At 58.7% G+C, this 17,640-nt stretch carries 16 protein-coding genes and 1 tRNA gene; 6 read left to right on the top strand and 11 right to left on the bottom strand.

The window, feature by feature from the left end:
* Positions 1 to 64 precede the first annotated feature (64 nt).
* The 3 genes from PVA19_RS21005 to PVA19_RS20995 form a co-directional block, all read right to left on the bottom strand.
* Positions 65 to 553: a cupin gene (locus PVA19_RS21005; protein ID WP_274104071.1), complete on the bottom strand. Its 489-nt coding sequence runs from the start codon at positions 551 to 553 to the stop codon at positions 65 to 67.
* Positions 554 to 726: 173 nt separating this feature from the next.
* Positions 727 to 2,040: an MFS transporter gene (locus PVA19_RS21000; protein WP_274104070.1), complete on the bottom strand. Its 1,314-nt coding sequence runs from the start codon at positions 2,038 to 2,040 to the stop codon at positions 727 to 729.
* Between the two features lie 162 nt (positions 2,041 to 2,202).
* Complete coding sequence (locus PVA19_RS20995) at positions 2,203 to 3,339, bottom strand: iron-containing alcohol dehydrogenase (protein ID WP_116494513.1); 1,137 nt, start codon at positions 3,337 to 3,339, stop codon at positions 2,203 to 2,205.
* A gap of 154 nt (positions 3,340 to 3,493) precedes the next feature.
* Here PVA19_RS20995 and PVA19_RS20990 point away from each other — a divergent pair, with 154 nt between their 5' ends.
* Together PVA19_RS20990 and dld are read left to right on the top strand one after the other, a co-directional pair.
* Positions 3,494 to 4,417, top strand: a complete 924-nt coding sequence (locus tag PVA19_RS20990; protein WP_207774151.1) for a LysR family transcriptional regulator — start codon at positions 3,494 to 3,496, stop codon at positions 4,415 to 4,417.
* Between the two features lie 168 nt (positions 4,418 to 4,585).
* On the top strand, positions 4,586 to 6,343 hold the full coding sequence (gene dld, locus PVA19_RS20985; RefSeq protein ID WP_274104069.1) for a D-lactate dehydrogenase: 1,758 nt from the start codon (positions 4,586 to 4,588) through the stop codon (positions 6,341 to 6,343).
* Positions 6,344 to 6,353: 10 nt separating this feature from the next.
* Here dld and PVA19_RS20980 read toward each other — a convergent pair whose 3' ends face one another.
* The 3 genes from PVA19_RS20980 to PVA19_RS20970 form a co-directional block, all read right to left on the bottom strand.
* Positions 6,354 to 6,860, bottom strand: coding sequence for a MarR family winged helix-turn-helix transcriptional regulator (locus tag PVA19_RS20980; protein WP_062445126.1), 507 nt, complete (start codon positions 6,858 to 6,860; stop codon positions 6,354 to 6,356).
* Between the two features lie 17 nt (positions 6,861 to 6,877).
* Positions 6,878 to 8,467: a phytoene desaturase family protein gene (locus PVA19_RS20975; RefSeq protein ID WP_274104068.1), complete on the bottom strand. Its 1,590-nt coding sequence runs from the start codon at positions 8,465 to 8,467 to the stop codon at positions 6,878 to 6,880.
* 99 nt (positions 8,468 to 8,566) lie between these two features.
* On the bottom strand, positions 8,567 to 9,352 hold the full coding sequence (locus tag PVA19_RS20970) for a cyclase family protein (RefSeq protein ID WP_274104067.1): 786 nt from the start codon (positions 9,350 to 9,352) through the stop codon (positions 8,567 to 8,569).
* Between the two features lie 527 nt (positions 9,353 to 9,879).
* On the opposite strand from PVA19_RS20970, the gene PVA19_RS20965 reads away from it, so the two are divergent.
* Positions 9,880 to 10,386, top strand: coding sequence for a MarR family winged helix-turn-helix transcriptional regulator (locus tag PVA19_RS20965; RefSeq protein WP_062427702.1), 507 nt, complete (start codon positions 9,880 to 9,882; stop codon positions 10,384 to 10,386).
* A 232-nt stretch (positions 10,387 to 10,618) separates the two neighbouring features.
* Here PVA19_RS20965 and PVA19_RS20960 read toward each other — a convergent pair whose 3' ends face one another.
* The 3 genes from PVA19_RS20960 to PVA19_RS20950 form a co-directional block, all read right to left on the bottom strand.
* The gene (locus tag PVA19_RS20960) at positions 10,619 to 10,747 is read right to left on the bottom strand and encodes a hypothetical protein (RefSeq protein ID WP_272865816.1); all 129 of its coding nucleotides are present in this window, start codon (positions 10,745 to 10,747) and stop codon (positions 10,619 to 10,621) included.
* A 139-nt stretch (positions 10,748 to 10,886) separates the two neighbouring features.
* Positions 10,887 to 10,962, bottom strand: a tRNA-Ala gene (locus PVA19_RS20955).
* 150 nt (positions 10,963 to 11,112) lie between these two features.
* Positions 11,113 to 11,499 (bottom strand): TIGR02300 family protein, encoded by a 387-nt coding sequence (locus PVA19_RS20950; protein WP_062427762.1) that lies wholly within the window; start codon positions 11,497 to 11,499, stop codon positions 11,113 to 11,115.
* A 226-nt stretch (positions 11,500 to 11,725) separates the two neighbouring features.
* Here PVA19_RS20950 and cmk point away from each other — a divergent pair, with 226 nt between their 5' ends.
* Together cmk and rpsA are read left to right on the top strand one after the other, a co-directional pair.
* Positions 11,726 to 12,358, top strand: coding sequence for a (d)CMP kinase (gene cmk, locus PVA19_RS20945; RefSeq protein ID WP_274104066.1), 633 nt, complete (start codon positions 11,726 to 11,728; stop codon positions 12,356 to 12,358).
* A 168-nt stretch (positions 12,359 to 12,526) separates the two neighbouring features.
* Positions 12,527 to 14,227, top strand: a complete 1,701-nt coding sequence (gene rpsA, locus PVA19_RS20940; protein ID WP_062427705.1) for a 30S ribosomal protein S1 — start codon at positions 12,527 to 12,529, stop codon at positions 14,225 to 14,227.
* Positions 14,228 to 14,342: 115 nt separating this feature from the next.
* On the opposite strand, the gene PVA19_RS20935 is transcribed toward rpsA, so the two are convergent.
* Both PVA19_RS20935 and PVA19_RS20930 read right to left on the bottom strand, forming a co-directional pair.
* On the bottom strand, positions 14,343 to 15,950 hold the full coding sequence (locus PVA19_RS20935; protein ID WP_274104065.1) for a hypothetical protein: 1,608 nt from the start codon (positions 15,948 to 15,950) through the stop codon (positions 14,343 to 14,345).
* Positions 15,951 to 16,174: 224 nt separating this feature from the next.
* The gene (locus PVA19_RS20930; protein WP_062597598.1) at positions 16,175 to 16,801 is read right to left on the bottom strand and encodes a ribonuclease D; all 627 of its coding nucleotides are present in this window, start codon (positions 16,799 to 16,801) and stop codon (positions 16,175 to 16,177) included.
* Positions 16,802 to 17,058: 257 nt separating this feature from the next.
* Here PVA19_RS20930 and PVA19_RS20925 point away from each other — a divergent pair, with 257 nt between their 5' ends.
* The gene (locus tag PVA19_RS20925; RefSeq protein WP_274104064.1) at positions 17,059 to 17,628 is read left to right on the top strand and encodes a nucleoside 2-deoxyribosyltransferase; all 570 of its coding nucleotides are present in this window, start codon (positions 17,059 to 17,061) and stop codon (positions 17,626 to 17,628) included.
* Positions 17,629 to 17,640: the final 12 nt, after the last annotated feature.

Genomic DNA, 17,640 nt, shown 5'->3' with positions numbered 1-17,640 from the left:
AGAAAAACGGCGAGGCCTCGTCATTCAAGACAGAGGCCTCGCCACCTGTGCTCGTTGTTATCGCCTAACGCCAGAGTTCGACCAAGCCGCCGGATGTTTTCAGCACCGGATCGGTTTCGGGAACAGGAAGAGATTTTATCAGCGCCAGCATCTTCTCATTCGGCGCGTCGCGCTGAATGTCTGCCTCCTGCCCCGGAGGGTAAGCGCCAACCACCTGAAAATCGCTCGAGCTTTCCAGCCGCTTATGCCCCGTTCCCGCAGGCAGAAGCAGGCAGTCGCCTTGTCTCACATCCAGTATCTTTCCATCCGGTCCACCGATCTGCAGCTTTGCTTCACCGCGTCCGACGCCAAGGACCTCATGCGCACCGCTGTGATAGTGATGGTAGGCGAAGACACCGTTTCGCCAGATGCCGGTCCAGCCATTGTCGTGGAACATGTCCTCGAAAACCGATGAATCCATATCCGCCCGGATCTGGCTATAGACCAGAACTGGCAAAGTGGGATGATTGGGAACCCAGTCGCTTGGCGAAAGGATAAAATGGTCTATCTGCATCTCGCCATACTCGCTCTGATTTCATTGTTTCGAACGGTCATCCACTCGATAACTCAGATATCGGCATGCAGTTCAGGCCGAGCAGCGAAAGACACGAAAGCGCAGCTGCAAAACATACAAAACGCCCCCTCGAAGAAAGAGGGAGCGTCTTGGTCCGTGGGAGGACGATTGGGTTAGGCGGGATGCTGCGTGTTTGCAGATGGTGCCTTCATCCGGGTGACGAAGAGAAGGCTCAGAGCACCGCAGGCGAGAAGTGCTGCGACAATGACCAATCCGGCCGAGTAGCTGCCGGTCTGATCCTTCAGATAGCCCATGACGAAGGGCCCGAGATAACCGGCAAGGTTGCCGATGGAGTTGATGAGCGCAATCCCTGCGGCCGCGCCGACACCTGTCAGGAAGGTCGTCGGAAGTGCCCAGAAGGTGGGTAGGGCGGAGAAGATGCCCATGCCGGCGAAGGTAAGAGCGATCACGGCCACGATCGGGGTCGAAAGTGTCGCCGCGCAGACACCAAAGCCTATTGCTGCGAGGATGACGGCGAAGGCGAAATGGCCGAGGCGTTCCTGCCGCGCATCGGAGCGGCGTGTCCAGTAGATCATTGCCACCACGCCGAACATGTTGACGCCGGCTGTCGCAAGTCCGATGTGAAAGTTGCTCATCTCGCCGAAGCTCTTGATCATCTGCGGAAGCCAGAAACCGAGCGTGTAGGAACCCAGCACGACGCAGAAATAGATGAATGCGAAGCCGAGGACCTTCTTGTCCATTAGGGCTGCTTTCAGTGACTTCTCACCATGCTGATTGGCAATCGCGCCCCGTTCGGCCGCCATCTTGGCCGAAAGCCAGTCACGCTGGCCGGGCGACAACCACTTTGCCTGTTCAGGCCGGTCTGTCAGGTAGAAGATCGTGACGATGCCGAGGATAACCGCGGGAATCGCTTCCAAAATGAACATCCACTGCCAACCCCGCATGCTCAACCAGTCGAGGCCGAGAAGGGCTGAAGAGATCGGCGCGCCGATCATGGCCGACAACGGGATGGACACCATGAAGAGGCCAATGGCCTTACCGCGCGTCTTGGCCGGAAACCAGTAGGTGAGGTACAGGATGATGCCGGGGAAGAAGCCAGCCTCAGCGGCGCCGAGCAAAAAGCGAATAATGTAGAAGCTGGTTGGATTGGTGACGAATGCCATGGCACCGGACAACAAGCCCCAGGTGATCATGATGCGCGCGATCCACACTCGCGCACCGAGCTTGTGTAGAAAGATGTTGCTCGGCACTTCGAAAAGCGCATAGCCGATGAAGAAGATGCCGGCGCCCAGTCCATAAACGGTCGCGGAAAAACCGAGATCCGCATTCATGGTCAGCGCTGCAAAACCGATATTGACGCGGTCCAGATAGGCTATGAAATAAAGAAGCATAACAAAGGGAATGAGCCGCCAGAGAACGGCTTTCATGGTGGAAGCCTCCAGGCTTCCATTTTCTGTTTTTGACATGATTTCCTCCACAGTAATCAGTTGTCTGCAAGTCAGGTCACACGCGCGGTCATGGCGCCCGGCATATGGCCGCCCGGTGAAAGGCAAGCCGCACGCGGCGCTCAGGGCTCCCAACCCTGGCTCCGCAGCCGGTCAAAATGCGCCATGGACCTGTGTGTGATGTCAGTAGGATCGTGAGAGCATCGCTTGGTAATCTTCGTGGGAAGCCTCGCGCGGATTGGTCTTATGGGTGTGATCTTTCAGCGCGCCGGCGATGATTGCGGGAAACAGGCTCTCTTCAACGCCGAGCTCGGAGAGCTTGACGGGAAGACCGATGCGCCGTGTCATGGATTCCAACGCAGGCACCACGTCGTCGGGACCGGCAAGACCCATGGCATGAGCCAGACGGGAGAACTTGTCTTCGTCGATTACCGTCTGTGCCGAGCGATTGAACTCCAGAACCGCAGGCAAGAAAATCGCATTCAGCGTACCATGGTGCAGTTTAGGGTTCAGGCCGCCCAATGAATGGCTGAGGCTGTGAACGCAGCCAAGACCCTTTTGGAAACTCATTGCTCCCATGGTCGCGGCGATACTCATGTTGAGCCGGGCGTCACGGTTGCCGGGTTCTGAAGTGGCGGCTGCAAGATGCCCCCAGGCACGGCGCAGCCCCTCAAGCGCGATACCATCGGCTGGCGGGTTGAAGGAGGGGGCGAGATAGGTCTCGATGCAATGGGAAATCGCGTCCATCCCGGTCGCCGCTGTCAGCATGGCGGGGAGGCTGAGCGTCAGTTCCGGATCGCAGATTGCCGCTTTCGGTACAAGATAGTTCGATAGGAGACCGACCTTGCGGCCGTCCTCGAGGATGATGATCGCGCCGCGCCCGACTTCGCTTCCTGTGCCAGAGGTGGTTGGAATGGCGATCACAGGGAATGTCTTGGCGGAGATTTTTTCCGTGCCGCCTTCGATTGCGGCAAAGGTCTTAAGCGGTCCGTCATGCGCTGCCATCACCGCGACCGCCTTGGCGAGATCAAGCGCTGAGCCTCCGCCGATTGCGATCAGACCGTCCGCGCCGCTGGAGACAAAAAGCTCGGTTGCCGCGCGTACGGCCACTTCGTTGGGATTGCCGGGCGTTTCGTCATAGATGCCCGCAACCTTGTTGCCGACGAGCGCGCGAACCCGTTCTACCATCCCGAGCGCCGATATCGGCTTGTCGCTGACAATCAGCGCTCTGTCGATTTTTGCCAGTGCAAGCTCGTCTGCCAAAAGTTCAAGCGCACCATATCCGAACTGGACACGGGTGATGTAGTTTATCAGTGGCACGTCTAACCTCCCAAATTCGGCGCAAGCGACCCCTGCCGGCCCTGTGAGGGTCGTCGCGAGAGCCAGCAGCTTGTGCGTTGGTTGACGACGATATCGATATATTTCCCCTCGTAAATGCGCTAAGTGTCGATATGGGTATAACGGGAGGGAATACATGATGATGGATCAGACGATGCGCGGGCTTGGCCGTCTCACGATGCGGCAGATCCACTTGCTTGCTACCATCGATGATGCCAACTCGCTCAAGGCTGCCGCCGCACGTATCGGCATGAGCCAGCCTCGGGCCACCAAAAGCCTCCAGGAAATAGAGGAAACCGCGCAGCAGCAGCTTTTCATACGCACCAATCGCGGGCTGTCGGCAACACCCGCAGGTCAATGCGCCATCCGCCATGCGAAGGTGATGATGTCTCAGGTTCGAAGCTTTCAGGAGGAGTTGCGCCACATTGCCGACGGAGAGTGGGCCCGGCTGCGGGTCGGCACCATCATGGGTGCGGTGCCGCTGGTGACGGAGGCCGTGCTTGCCTTCACCGAAAGATTTCCAAGCGTGTCGATCGAGATTTTGGAGGATACGAGTGGAGAGCTTCTGCGCCAACTCGATCGCGGCGATCTCGATCTGGTGATTGGTCGCAGCTCGGTCAGTCCGACACCCGAACTCTACGATGTCTTTGCCTTTCAGGATGAAATTCTGACGGTCGTCGCCAATCCGGCGCATCCGCTGGTGGGGCGCAAGCGCGTAACGCTCACCGACTTTTCCGACTCGCGCTGGATCGTCTACACGGCTCGAATGCCGATGCGCTTGTCTTTGGAACAGGAGTATCAGCAGGCGGGTCTTGCCTTTCCCCGCACGCTTGTCGAGACGCGATCCGCCTTCGCAACCATGTCTCTGGTTCAGTCCAGCCAGAACTACGTTGCTCTGCTTTCCAATGATGTTGCCAATGTATTCGCGGGTCTCGGCATTGCCCGCAAACTCTCTTTCAGGCTTCATTCCAAGAGCCAGGCCTATGAGCTGATTACCCGCACCCGCACACCCCTGCCACCGGCAGCCTCCGAGTTTATCCGGCTCTTGACGCTCAGGTAATGGTTTCGCTATCTGCTAATGTTATACCCCTATCAGGCAACAGCGGATTTACACCCGCCGGACTCCTCCTAAAATAACGCGACCTGCCGTACCAGGCCGACCACGATATCAGCATGATGTCCCGTATTGAGGAGATGGACGGCCTGCAAGGATCGAAAGGCTCCTTCCATGATCACGACCCTCATCGAACGTTTGCGCAGCATTGCAGGCGACAGCCATGTTCACGTCGGCGCCCGCGCCACCCGTCGCTTCCGCACCGGCTATCGTTACGGAGACGGGGAGATTGCTGCAGCCGTTCAGCCGGGCACGCTCTTGGAACAGTGGCATGTCTTGCAAGCCTGCGTGGACGCCGATTTGGCGATTATCCTTCAGGCCGCAAACACCGGTCTGACTGGCGGTTCCACGCCCTTCGGAAACGGCTATGACCGGCCAATCGTCATCATCAACACCATGCGCCTCTCGCGCGTCGATCTGATCCGCGATGGTGCGCAGGTCATATGCTTGCCGGGTGCGACGCTTGAAAGTCTCGAACGCCGATTGAAGCCGCTTGGGCGCGAGCCCCATTCCGTCATCGGCTCAAGCTGCATCGGCGCTTCGGTGACGGGCGGTGTGTGCAATAATTCCGGCGGCTCGCTGGTCCATCGCGGCCCGGCTTACACGCAGCTTTCGCTGTTTGCGCGGGTGAATGCTGACGGCAAGCTCGAGCTCGTCAACCATCTCGGCGTGGAACTTGGACAGAACCCGGAAGATGTTCTGGCGCGTCTGGACCGCGGCGACTACACCGCCGCCGACATCCACGACGAAAACGGCGCGTGGGCATCCGACCGCGAATATGCAAACTATGTCCGCGATATCGATGCCTCCACGCCCGCGCGTTTCAACGCAGATCCGAGGCGGCATTACGAGGTTTCCGGCTCTGCCGGCAAGGTGGCCGTTTTTGCGGTGCGCATGGATACCTTTGCTGCCGAGGCGCAAGAGCAGGTCTTCTACGTGGGTAGCAACGACCCTGCCGTGCTGCAGACGATCCGTCGCCACGTGCTGGGCCAGTTTCGTAACCTGCCGATTGCTGGCGAGTATATGCATGCCGATGCGTTTGGCGCAGCGCAGACCTACGGCAAGGACCTTTTCGTCTTCATTCAGAAGTTTGGTTCGGTCAATGTGCCTCGCGCCTATGCGGCGAAAAGCTGGTTCGATGGCGTCACCGAAATGCTCGGGCTTGGCAAGACGCTATCGGATCGTCTGCTTCAGACTTTGAGCCGGCTCTTACCCGAACACCTGCCGCGGCGTCTCATCGACTATCGCGACCGCTATGCGCATCACCTTATGTTTCGCACCGGTGGTGCCTGCATTGCGGAAATGCGCGACTACCTGAATTCGATCTTCCCGGCCCTCAACGGTGACTTTCTGGAATGCACGAAGGAAGAGGGAAAGGCGGCCTTCCTCAACCGATTTGTCACGGGAGGCGCCGTGGTGCGTTACCGCGCCGTTCATCGCAGGACGATCGAGGATATCGTGGCGCTCGACGTCGCCCTGCCACGCGATACGATCGACTGGTTCGAGACGCTGCCAGAAGAGATCAGCGACAAGATTGCGCTGAAAATCTACGTTGGCCATTTTCTCTGCCAGGTGATGCATCAGGAATATCTGGTGCATAAGGGTGTGGATTGCGAAGCGCTGGAGCACGCGATCATGAAAACGCTGGACGTGCGCGGCGCAGAATATCCGGCGGAGCACAATGTCGGCCACCTCTATGAGGCAAAGCCAGCACTCAAGGCCTTTTACCGTCAACTGGACCCAACCAACAGCTTCAATCCGGGAATCGGCAAGACATCGCGGCTGCGCAAATGGGAGGCAGTTGAGGTGACGGGGCAGGCGGAAGCGGCAAACGATGCCTGCGCCTGCGGAGACCTGCGTCAAAGCGGCTGACCGATTGCCTTTAAATATCGTGACGACGGATATTGCGCAGGATCTTGTGCAGAGTGGTCACGAAAGCGCGATATTCCTCGTCGTCGATGTCTTTGAACATCCGGCACATGTCGTTGTACATGATCGGCCAGACATCCTCGAACACGGCGCGGCCTTCATCGGTAATTGTCACATCGCGCACCCGCATGTCGTCGGCACGCGGTACGCGGCGCACGAGGCCCTGTTCCTCAAGCGAATCCAGCGTTCGGCTCATGGTCGATTGCTCGGTGACGGCGAAGACGGAAAGCTCGTTGATGGTGAGCGACGAGGAGACGTTAAGGACGGCAAGGGCGCGCATCTTCACGGTGGTGACGTCGCGCGCCTTCATGTCTTCGGCAAGGTTCGCGTTCCACCGCGCCATGATGCGGTTCATGATGTAGGGCGCAAAATTGTTGAGCCCGATCTCGCCGAGGCTGGGAATGCGTTTGGTCTGGTCGTCGGGATTTCCGAGGAATTCGACGGAAAAGCCGTTATCCATGTGATTTCATCCCTTTATCAGCGCAAAGACGAGGCGAGCAGGAAACCGGAGCCGCCTGCAAGACCCGGACCTGGATGCGTGGACGCCCCGATATGGTAAAGCCCCGCAACATGGGTCTTGTGGTTAACCGAGCTTTTGAACGGACGCCAGAGAAAGAATTGGTCGAGCCCGCAGAAACCGCCGTAAGGATCGCCGCCGACGAGGTTCATGTTCATCGCCTCCAGATCCGTCGGCGCGTAGGCACGGCGCTTCAGAACGATCTCGTCGAAATTCTCGATCTGTGCGCGCAGCATCGCCTCTATGCGATCGGCGAAGGCTTCTCGCAGCGCTTCCGTCCAGCGGCCGTCCGTCGGGCAGGCAAGCTCATTGCCCGCATCGCCCTTGATATGGCGCGGCGTGTCCGGCACCTGCAGCCAGAGAATGGCAGCGCCATCCGGCGCGCGGCTGGGGTCAAGCGATGTCGGCTGGCCGACGCAGACCGTCGGTTCTGCGGGAAGAAGGCCGCGTTCGGCTTCATTGGCTGAACGGGACACGCCATCGAGACCAGGGGTCAGGTGCAGTAGCGCCACCATGCTCAGTTCTTCCCCGGCGCGCCAACGCGGGGCTGCCTTCAGCGCATAATGGATCTGCATGTTGCCTTTGCCGTATCGATAGCTGGCAAGTCCTTCCTGCACGGGCTGGGGAAGGGTGGCGGATGAGGCGCTGAGCAGGCGCTCGTAAAGCTGGTGTGGCGTGACCGATGCGATGACGCCTTGGGCTGCGCGCAATTGCTTTCCATCGGCGAGCGTGACGCCGACGGCCTTGCCGGACCCATCGACATCGATCCGCTCGACATCGGCGTTGCGCATGATGCTGCCGCCCTGATCGGTGATCAGCCGCTCGAAGGCTGCGAGCAGATTATCGGCCCCGCCTTTGACGATTGGGCAACCCGCCGCCTCGATGGCAAAGCCGATGACGCGGGTCATTTCCGCGGAATAGGCGCTTTCCGGCCCAAGGCCGCAATGCAGCGCCCAGGGCGCAAAGAGCCCGCGTAGTTCTTCGGAGCGATAGGTGGTTTCCAGATAGCCACGCGCGGGCGCCAAGGCTTCACCGAAAAATGCGGTAAGCCCTTTCAAACCCCGTTTCCAGACCTCGCGACCAAGTAGCTTGGCTGTCGCCGTGGACCAGAGATTGCCGCCAAGCAAACCGAAAACGAAGCCGGCATTGCCTGCGAAACGACCCATCTCCCGGTCGAAGGCCTTGCCGTCCCCCTCGGAGATGCCATCGAAATGGGCAATGTTGCGGGCACGATCCATGGAAAGGATAGCATGCGTGCCATCCGGCCGTAGAACGCCGGTTGGCGTCGACGTGTGGCAGAATTCCAGCCCTCTCGCCTCCAGATCCCTGCCGAGAGCGGCAAAGGCAGGTGAGGTCAAAAACAGAACCATGGTCGTTGCCATGACATCGTGTCGATAGCCTGGAAGGGGGATCTCTTCGGTGCGCAGGCAGCCGCCGATGCGGTCGTTTCTCTCAAGCAGCACGACGCGCTTGCCCTTCTTGCCCAAGAGAGCCGCAGCCACCAGCGCATTGATGCCGCTTCCGACGATGATGTAATCAGGATCAGCCATGGGAAACTCCAGAGGGGCGAAGGCAGCATCTTCATGGTGGGGTGATGCGGAGGCGTGAACCACGTCTCCGACCGATAGATAAGGCTGTGCCAGGCTGGCTTAGACGACGAGCGCCAGCGCACGCACGGGCGAGCCCGTTCCCTTGACCAGCTTCAGCGGTGCCGCAATCAGGATCGCGCCCTTTGGTGGCAGCTGATCGAGATGGCAGAGGCTGGCAAGACCGTATTTGTTTGCCTTGTGCATGAGGTTGTGGGCAGGGAAGGGCGGGTTCATGCCGCCTGCGGAGCCTGCATCCGTGCCGATGGTTTCCTGGCCCCAGCCGATGATGCCCTTGGAGAGAAGATATTCGATGGCTTCCGCTGTTGGGCCGGGGGAATGCGGACCGTTCTCATCGGCATTGAGGAAGGTCTCCGTCGAGCTGTTGCGCTTGTACCAGTCGGTGCGCAGCAGCACCCAGGTGCCGGGTTCGATCGCGCCGTGCTCGGCTTCCCATTCCTGAATGCTCTCGACAGTCAGCAGGTAATCCGGGTTTTCAGCCGCTTCCTTTGAGCGGTCGATGACATTGACCGGCGCAACGAAGTTCTGCGGGGGGATGGTGTCGGTCGTGTTTTCGGCATTGTCCTTGCCGGTTATCCAATGGCACGGCGCATCGAAATGGGTGCCGGTATGTTCCCCAAGCTCCAGCCAGTTCCACGCCCAGAACGGGCCGTCCTGATCATAGGCGGAAATGGTGTGGACTTTGACATTGGGAGTGTTCTTGCCGAACTGCGGCGGCAGGTAAAGAACCGGCGTGTCCGGCCCAAGCGGCGCGGTCAGATCCACCACCTTCACCTTGCCGGAAAGCAACCCGCTGGCAAGCCCTGCAATCATCGAAGCATCGGTCATTCAAGTTCCCCTTTTTTGAACCGTCTGTTCCTGCTTCGTCAGCGCTGCTGAAAGAAGCAGATGCGATAATGGGAAAAACCTATGACCAAAAATATGGATATGCAAGAATTTTGTTTAAGCTTAAATTGTTTTTCGGAAGAGGTTTGAAGAGGCGTGATGGTGCCTTAAAATCAGCAAGGTGAGTGACATAGCTGCGGCTTGAGGAGACTCCCAGCCAAACCGCGCTGCTCTGAAGATTTTGCCAAATCTGTACATGCATATATCGGAAGCGGACTGCACCACGAAGGCATGCCAGCTTGAGAACCCCAGACCTCGCAATCGCCCGTCTGCCGCTGCCGAAACATTGCTTGAAGCTTTGAGAAAGTTGACCCCGCAGCACGAATGGTGTTCTAGACTAGCGATAAGAGCATGTCTCGTAAAAAGCAGGCAGAGGTTTCGCCGTTACGGGGCCGTGCGTTAGAACAAGAAACTTGAAGGGCCCGGGTTCTGTGAGAGACCGCGGTACACTTCAGGACAAGGGATGGGTTATGTCGGCTATCGATCTGGAAGCGATCATCAGCGATACGCAGGATGGCAAGAAACAGGAACTGCGCCTGTGGCTGCGCTTGCTGTCTACGACCAAACTCATCTCCCAGGAAATCCGCCGCCGCCTGCGCCGCGAATTCGGCGCCACGCTGCCGCAGTTCGATCTTCTCTCGCAGCTCTACCGCGAAACCGACGGCCTGCGGCTTGGCGAACTCTCCAAGCGCACGATGGTGACGAACGGCAATATCACCGGCCTGGTGGAGCGGCTGGAAGCAGACGGCCTCGTCATCCGCGAACGCCTCCCCGACGACCGCCGCGTCATCGTCGCCCACCTCACCGACAAGGGCCGCACAACCTTCGACGCCATGGCAAAGGCCCATGACGGCTGGCTGAAGGACATGATGGCCGACGTGGATCCTATCGTGATCTCGGGGCTGATTACGCATGTGGGGCAAGTGAAGCAGTCGACGCGCAATCATCTTTCGGGGGATGATGGGGACGAGGAGTGAGCTTGCCGAGTGCAGAAGTGAGTTGATTTTGCTTATTCCATGACTGACATGCCACAAGTCAGTTATTGTCATGGATCAGCAAAGCTGTAACTCGAGAAGGGTTCCGGTATTCTCGATCCGGTTCCTGCCATCGACGGCTCTACTATTTTAGTGGCGGCCTAACACCGTTACGCCTCGTAGCGGGTCCCGGCAAATGCTCAGAGACCCGCGCCGCATGAGGGAAAGAGAAGAATTACTGAGGCTTCTTCTGCTTGCTGGCCTCGACAGTTTTCGCACCCAGAGTAGGAGCGGCAGGCGGTGGGGCCTTGTCCTTCTTGGGTTTGCGGATTTCCTTGTTGCCTCTGACTTGACCCTTGGCCATTCGATTCTCCTCTTTAAAAGAAGAGATAGCCGCTCTTTGCAGCGGAATAGCAAGGGAAATCGATAACACGTTTCGGATGGAAGCAGCGATCAATGCGAAACTTGCGATTGGTGAGATTTGAATCAGTCGCTGGAAAGTTTGGTGGAGCTAAGCGGGATCGAACCGCTGACCTCTTGCATGCCATGCAAGCGCTCTCCCAGCTGAGCTATAGCCCCATAAGGGTTCCGGTATGTTTATCCGGTTCCGGGAACCGAAGCGGTTGTTTCCGTTCGGTGGCGGCTTGATACTTCTCATGAATGAAGATGGCAAGCCGAAAAGTTCGCCCGGCAACATTTTTTTGTGGCCGGGCGAAAAAACTTTGAAAATCAGGACTCTTCGTCGTCACCACCGACGCCGATGATGCCGGAGACGTCGTCATCGTCGTCATCTTCATCGGCTTCGAGGAAGGTGTCGTCGTCATCGTCCAGTTCGACATCGTCATCGCCGATATCATCAGGAACTTCGTCGTTGGTGTTGTCGCCATCGGCGTCTTCCAGCGAAACGAGTTCGACGTCCGTGCTTTCGGTATCGACTTCCTGCACGTCCTCTTCCTCGGCCTGTTCCATCTTGGCCTGAGCCGTCGTTTCCTCGAAGAAGGAAAGCGGCCAGGACTTGCCGGTGTAAGGAGAGACAACCGGGTCGCGGTTCAGGTCATAGAATTTCTTGCCGGTATCGGGGTCGGTGCGCTTGGTTCCAAGTTCCGCTTTTGCCACTGTCAAAGCCTCGAATTTTTGAATGAGTTCGGTCTTAACGCCGTGAATTCGGCAGTAGACGGTAAATTTATAGCCGGTCCCCTTAATCCCTGGCGTGGTGCCTGTCAAAGATAAACTGCATGGGATTACGGGGGTGGAAGTTTTCGGCCGCTCTCGGGGTGAATGCTCGCATTCTTTATGATAAAGCCCGCAGCCGAGACAAACGTCCATTCGAGATTTTATTCCCATGACTTTTATCATCGCCATCGATGGCCCCGCGGCTGCAGGCAAGGGTACGCTTTCGCGCAAGATCGCCGAGGTTTACGGCTTCCATCACCTCGATACCGGCCTGACCTATCGCGCCACCGCCAAGGCACTTCTTGATGCGGGCAAGCCTCTGGATGACGAGGCGATTGCGGAAGAGACCGCGCTCCACCTCGATCTCGCCGGACTGGATCGCTCGGTTCTTTCGCGACATGAGGTGGGCGAGGCGGCCTCGAAGATTGCAGTCATGCCCGCCGTGCGGCGCGCATTGGTAACGGCGCAGCGTGCCTTTTCTTTGCGCGAGCCCGGCACGGTTCTGGATGGGCGCGATATTGGCACCGTCGTCTGCCCGCAGGCACCGGTGAAGCTCTACGTGACGGCCTCGCCCGAAATCCGCGCCAGGAGACGTTATGACGAGATTGTCGCGGGCGGCGGTGCTGCCGATTACGAAGCAATTTTCACAGATGTGAAGAAGCGTGACGAGCGGGACATGGGCCGGTCTGATAGTCCTTTGAAACCAGCAGAAGACGCGCACTTGCTTGATACGTCGGAAATGAGTATAGAGGCGGCGTTTCAAGCGGCAAAAGCGATTATCGATGCCGCGCTGAAGAAATGAGAATTGCACGGGAACCGGCAGGTCCGATTTCCGTTCTGGAATGTCCCGAAAGCATGCCCTGCGCCGGAAAGCCTTGCACGACAAGGCGGGCATGGATTTCGGGAATGATCAACGCAAACCCCCGGCGCTTGTGTGTCCCTTGATGAAACGGACACTTCAGGAGATTTAATGTCTGTAGCTACCCCCACGCGCGACGATTTCGCAGCCCTGCTCGAAGAGTCCTTTGCTTCCAACGACCTGGCCGAAGGCTACGTTGCCAAGGGCATCGTAACGGCCATCGAAAAGGATGTCGCGATTGTTGACGTTGGCCTCAAGGTCGAAGGCCGCGTTCCGCTCAAGGAATTCGGTGCCAAGTCCAAGGACGGCACGCTGAAAGTCGGCGACGAAGTCGAAGTTTATGTCGAGCGCATCGAAAACGCTCTGGGCGAAGCCGTTCTGTCGCGCGAGAAGGCTCGCCGCGAAGAGAGCTGGGTCAAGCTCGAAGCCAAGTTCGAAGCTGGCGAGCGCGTTGAAGGCGTTATCTTCAACCAGGTCAAGGGCGGCTTCACGGTCGATCTCGACGGCGCTGTTGCCTTCCTTCCGCGTTCGCAGGTCGACATTCGTCCGATCCGCGACGTCACGCCTCTGATGCACAACCCGCAGCCCTTCGAAATCCTCAAGATGGACAAGCGTCGCGGCAACATCGTCGTTTCGCGCCGTACGGTTCTCGAAGAGTCCCGTGCCGAGCAGCGTTCTGAAATCGTTCAGAACCTCGAAGAAGGCCAGGTTGTTGACGGCGTCGTCAAGAACATCACCGATTACGGTGCGTTCGTTGACCTCGGCGGCATCGACGGCCTGCTGCACGTCACAGACATGGCATGGCGCCGCGTCAACCATCCTTCGGAAATCCTCAACATTGGCCAGCAGGTCAAGGTTCAGATCATCCGCATCAACCAGGAAACCCACCGTATCTCGCTCGGCATGAAGCAGCTCGAGTCCGATCCGTGGGATGGCATCTCCGCCAAGTACCCGGTTGGCAAGAAGATCTCCGGTACGGTCACGAACATCACCGACTACGGTGCATTCGTCGAGCTGGAGCCGGGCATCGAAGGCCTGATCCACATTTCCGAAATGTCCTGGACCAAGAAGAACGTACATCCCGGCAAGATCCTGTCCACGAGCCAGGAAGTCGACGTTGTCGTTCTCGAAGTCGATCCGTCCAAGCGCCGTATCTCGCTCGGCCTCAAGCAGACGCTGGAAAACCCGTGGCAGGCATTTGCCTACAGCCATCCGGCCGGCACTGAAGTTGAAGGCGAAGTCAAGAACAAGACCGAATTCGGCCTGTTCATTGGCCTCGAAGGCGATGTCGACGGCATGGTTCACCTGTCGGATCTCGACTGGAACCGTCCGGGCGAGCAGGTCATCGAAGAGTTCAACAAGGGCGACGTCGTCAAGGCTGTCGTTCTGGACGTTGACGTCGAGAAGGAGCGTATCTCTCTCGGTATCAAGCAGCTCGGCAAGGATTCCGTCGGCGAAGCTGCAACGTCTGGCGAACTTCGCAAGAACGCTGTCGTTTCCGCTGAAGTCATCGGCGTCAACGAAGGCGGCATCGAAGTGAAGCTCGTCAACCACGAAGACATCACCTCCTTCATCCGCCGCAACGACCTAGCACGCGATCGTGACGATCAGCGTCCTGAGCGTTTCTCGGTTGGTCAGGTTCTCGACGCACGCGTCGTCAACTTCTCCAAGAAGGATCGCAAGGTCATGCTTTCGATCAAGGCTCTGGAAATCGCAGAAGAGAAGGAAGCTGTCGCTCAGTTCGGTTCGTCCGACTCCGGCGCTTCGCTCGGCGATATCCTTGGCGCGGCTCTGAAGAACCGCGGCGAGTAATCGTCAGCCTCTAAAGCTTATAAGAACCCGCCGGAGCGATCCGGCGGGTTTTTTGTTGCAGTGATTTCCAGCTGTCAGGGGGCGAGGTGCAATTCATGGGGTCCTCGCCAGTAGATCAGGCGAAGTTGCCCATTCGCAGATAGTAGGATTCGGCATCGCCCACGCGGCCATCTTCGCGCGCGCCATCGGAGACCGAGTGATCGACCGGCTCATCATTGGCCGCCACGCGTTCTTCCTTCCCGGATAGATCGTCTGGATGATCTTGCTTCGCCTCGTTCTGGTCCGCTTGGCCGTGTCCGGCCTCTTCGCCAGCTTCGCCTTCGCCTTCTCCTTCAGAGGAGGGCCAGCGACCGCGGGGCGGTGCCTCCTCATCGCGCTTCTGCTCCTCGATCGGGTAGTTGACGAAGGGGAGCGGTGTGCCTGGCTTTGTCACCAGCGAGGCGACGGCGGATTGAAGTGCAGCCTGCTCGAAGACGAGGGTCTTGCCGTCGGCGGCGACCGAACTGCGGGCAGCTATTTGTGCTTCTGGGCGCAGGATCTCGGTGGCTGTCTCTTCACTCGGTGCGTCGGTGGCGTGCGCTTGCGGCTGTCCGGTTGTCATGACCTGCTGCTTTTTGGTGGCCTCGGCATTGGAGCCTTCTTCGTGCGGTAGGACTGGCAGCGCAGATGTGTCTGCAAGCGGATCGGCGCGCTCAGGCAGTCTACCCAGCAGCACAGCCAGTAGCAGTTTCTCCATGTCCTGCGGGCTCGCGGCACGAATCTGCGCCGCAATCGTCGCCGCGTCCGCTTTCAAGAACGAGGCGAGAGCAGCATCATCCATCGTACCATCTGGCATCACCATCGGTAGCTCCGCATTCGGGGGAAGGGCGATGGATGATCCGGCGTTGGTGGACAGAGCGGGTGGGGCAGACGCCTGCGCTTGGGGTACGGGCGGGGAAGCTTGAGGCGCACCGAGGGCTGCGGGAGTGGAAGCCGTCGCTGACGTGGCGTTTTGCGGAAGGAGAGGCGTCTGCGCCGTCGGTCTTGCAGATACCTCTGTTGAGGTCTGAGCAGCATGGGATGTCGGAGCAGGTACGTCGTCTGTCACGCCCCCTGTTGGTGCCAGAGCGGGGGTCACAGGTTTACCTGGCGAAGAGACACTTTGGTCCGGGGAGAGCGGCGGTCGAGGACCCTGCAAGGCTGGCGCGGGCACTTTGATCGGCAGAGGAGTAAGGGATGGGCTGTCGGGCATAAGATCCTGAAGATAGGGCGGCAGCGCCACCTTCACGCCATCCTTCGACTGGCCGACACGGGCCAGTTCCAGCATCACCGCCAGTCTTGCGGCATTGGGTCCGGCGTTGTTTTTCAGAATGTCCAGCATGAGCGCAATCGTCATGCCCTTCAGCAGCTTTCCCAGTTGCTGTTCAAGTGCAGCTTTCTGCGCCAATGGGAGAGATTGGAGGGCCGAGGTGAGACGGTTCACATAGGCTTCGGCATCTTCCCCCTCCAGGCGCTCCATTCCCAGAAGCGAGCCCAGAACCTCTGTCAGCACGGTTCCGGTGCGGTGAAGCTCCGCTTCGCCGGAGACGGCGCGTGCTGCGACGACCGGGGGATTGGGTGAGGTATCGGAGATGGCCTGAGGGACATTTGGCTGATTGACCGGCGAACTGACCGCATCCTGCTTCTGCCCCGCAGTCTGCGAGGAAAATTCTCCTGCTGTGACGGCACTGACGGGCGGCAACATGGCGCGCTCTTCCTTTGGTCCGAAGCGCGTTGATCCGCTGTCATCGCGTCGCAGCTTTGATGCTCAGGGATGCGCTCGAGCCGTTGCTCGTCATCCGCACCACCGGGGAATGATGTCCAAAGCCTACCCTTCGAAAGCAGGCGAACGAATCATTAAGAGCAATCATGACGGGGAATCGTTAATCGACTGCTAACCATAAGCGTGTGGCGTTGCCACGGACCGTCTCAGCTATGGGCGAAGATGTCGGTATCGTCCCAGCCCAGAAGATCGAGCTTTGCCCGTGTGGGCAGGAAGGCGAAGCAGGCAGTGGCGTGGTCGTAGCGACCGTCACGGATCAGCCGGTGGGTGAGCTTGTCGCGAAGCGCATGCAGGTGAAGAACATCGGATGCGGCGTATTCGAGCTGCGCCGGGGAAAGCGTCTCGGCCGCCCAGTCGGAAGATTGCTGCGCCTTGGAGATGTCAATCTCCAGCATCTCTTTCAGATTGTCCTTCAGACCGTGCCTGTCCGTATAGGTCCGGCAAAGCCTGGAGGCGATCTTGGTGCAGAAGACCGGCGTCGTCGTCACGCCAAAGGTGTGGAACAGCACGGCGATATCGAAGCGACCGTAATGGAAGATCTTCTCGCGGCTCGGATCCTCCAGCATCGCGACGAGGTTTGGCGCCTCCTTCTGCCCGGCGGCAATGCGTACGACGTCGGCCGTGCCGTCGCCGGGTGAAAGCTGTACTACACACAGCCTGTCGCGACGCGGTACCAAACCAAGCGTTTCCGTATCGACGGCGATTGCGCCTGTATAGCGGGCGGCATCGCTCGCAGAAATATCGCCTTCATGATAGCGGATCTTGGCAGCCATTTGGTACTCCGGTTACGCGTCTTCCGGTTCCGGCTATAGCGCAAAGTGGCTGCTGGCGATACCGCTTTTGACCCTGGAGCGCGGTGGGGTGTGACTGGACGCGCCAAGGACGCTCATCTTTTTTGACGAGTCGCATCCTGTCATCGCGAAAATCGATCTCGATTTTCGGGCCGATGCTCCAGGCGCTCTTGCCTCGTCAGGCGGTCGCGGTCTAGGTTGACGTCAAATTCCTGCCAATGACGAAAATTCCCATATCCATGACCAAGAAAATCTATCTCGCGGGACCTGAGGTCTTTCTCTCCAACGCGCGCGACATGCTGGATGCGAAGGCACAGCTTGCCCGAGACGCCGGCTTCACCCCACTGTCTCCCGGCGATCTTGAAATTCCGCCTGCCGACACAAAGACCGGCCACGGCTGCAATATCAACGCTATCGACGAGCATATGATGCTTGAGGCGGACGCTGTCATTGCCAACCTGACGCCCTTCCGGGGAATTGCCGCCGACGTCGGTACGAGCTTCGAGCTCGGCTTCATGTGCGCTCTCGGCAAGCCGGTGTTCGCCTATACCAATATGGCGAAGAACCATTTCACCCGCATCCACGATCACTATGCCGGCGATGTCTCACTCAGCGATGATGGGCGTTACAGAGGACCCGACGGGCTTTCAGTCGAGAACTTCGACATGGTCGACAACCTCATGCTTCATGGCAGCATCCTGCGCCGGGGCGGGGCCATCATCGTTGGAGATGCGGCACCTGAGGAACTCTATACCGATCTGACGGCATTCGGAGAGTGCCTGAAGCTTGCTGCGGCAAAGCTTCTTTAAACAGCACCATCA

Origin of the sequence: Agrobacterium sp. CNPSo 3708 (assembly GCF_028674915.1) — a bacterium.
Classification (GTDB): domain Bacteria; phylum Pseudomonadota; class Alphaproteobacteria; order Rhizobiales; family Rhizobiaceae; genus Agrobacterium; species Agrobacterium cavarae.
This window is presented reverse-complemented; position numbering and strand designations above follow the sequence as displayed.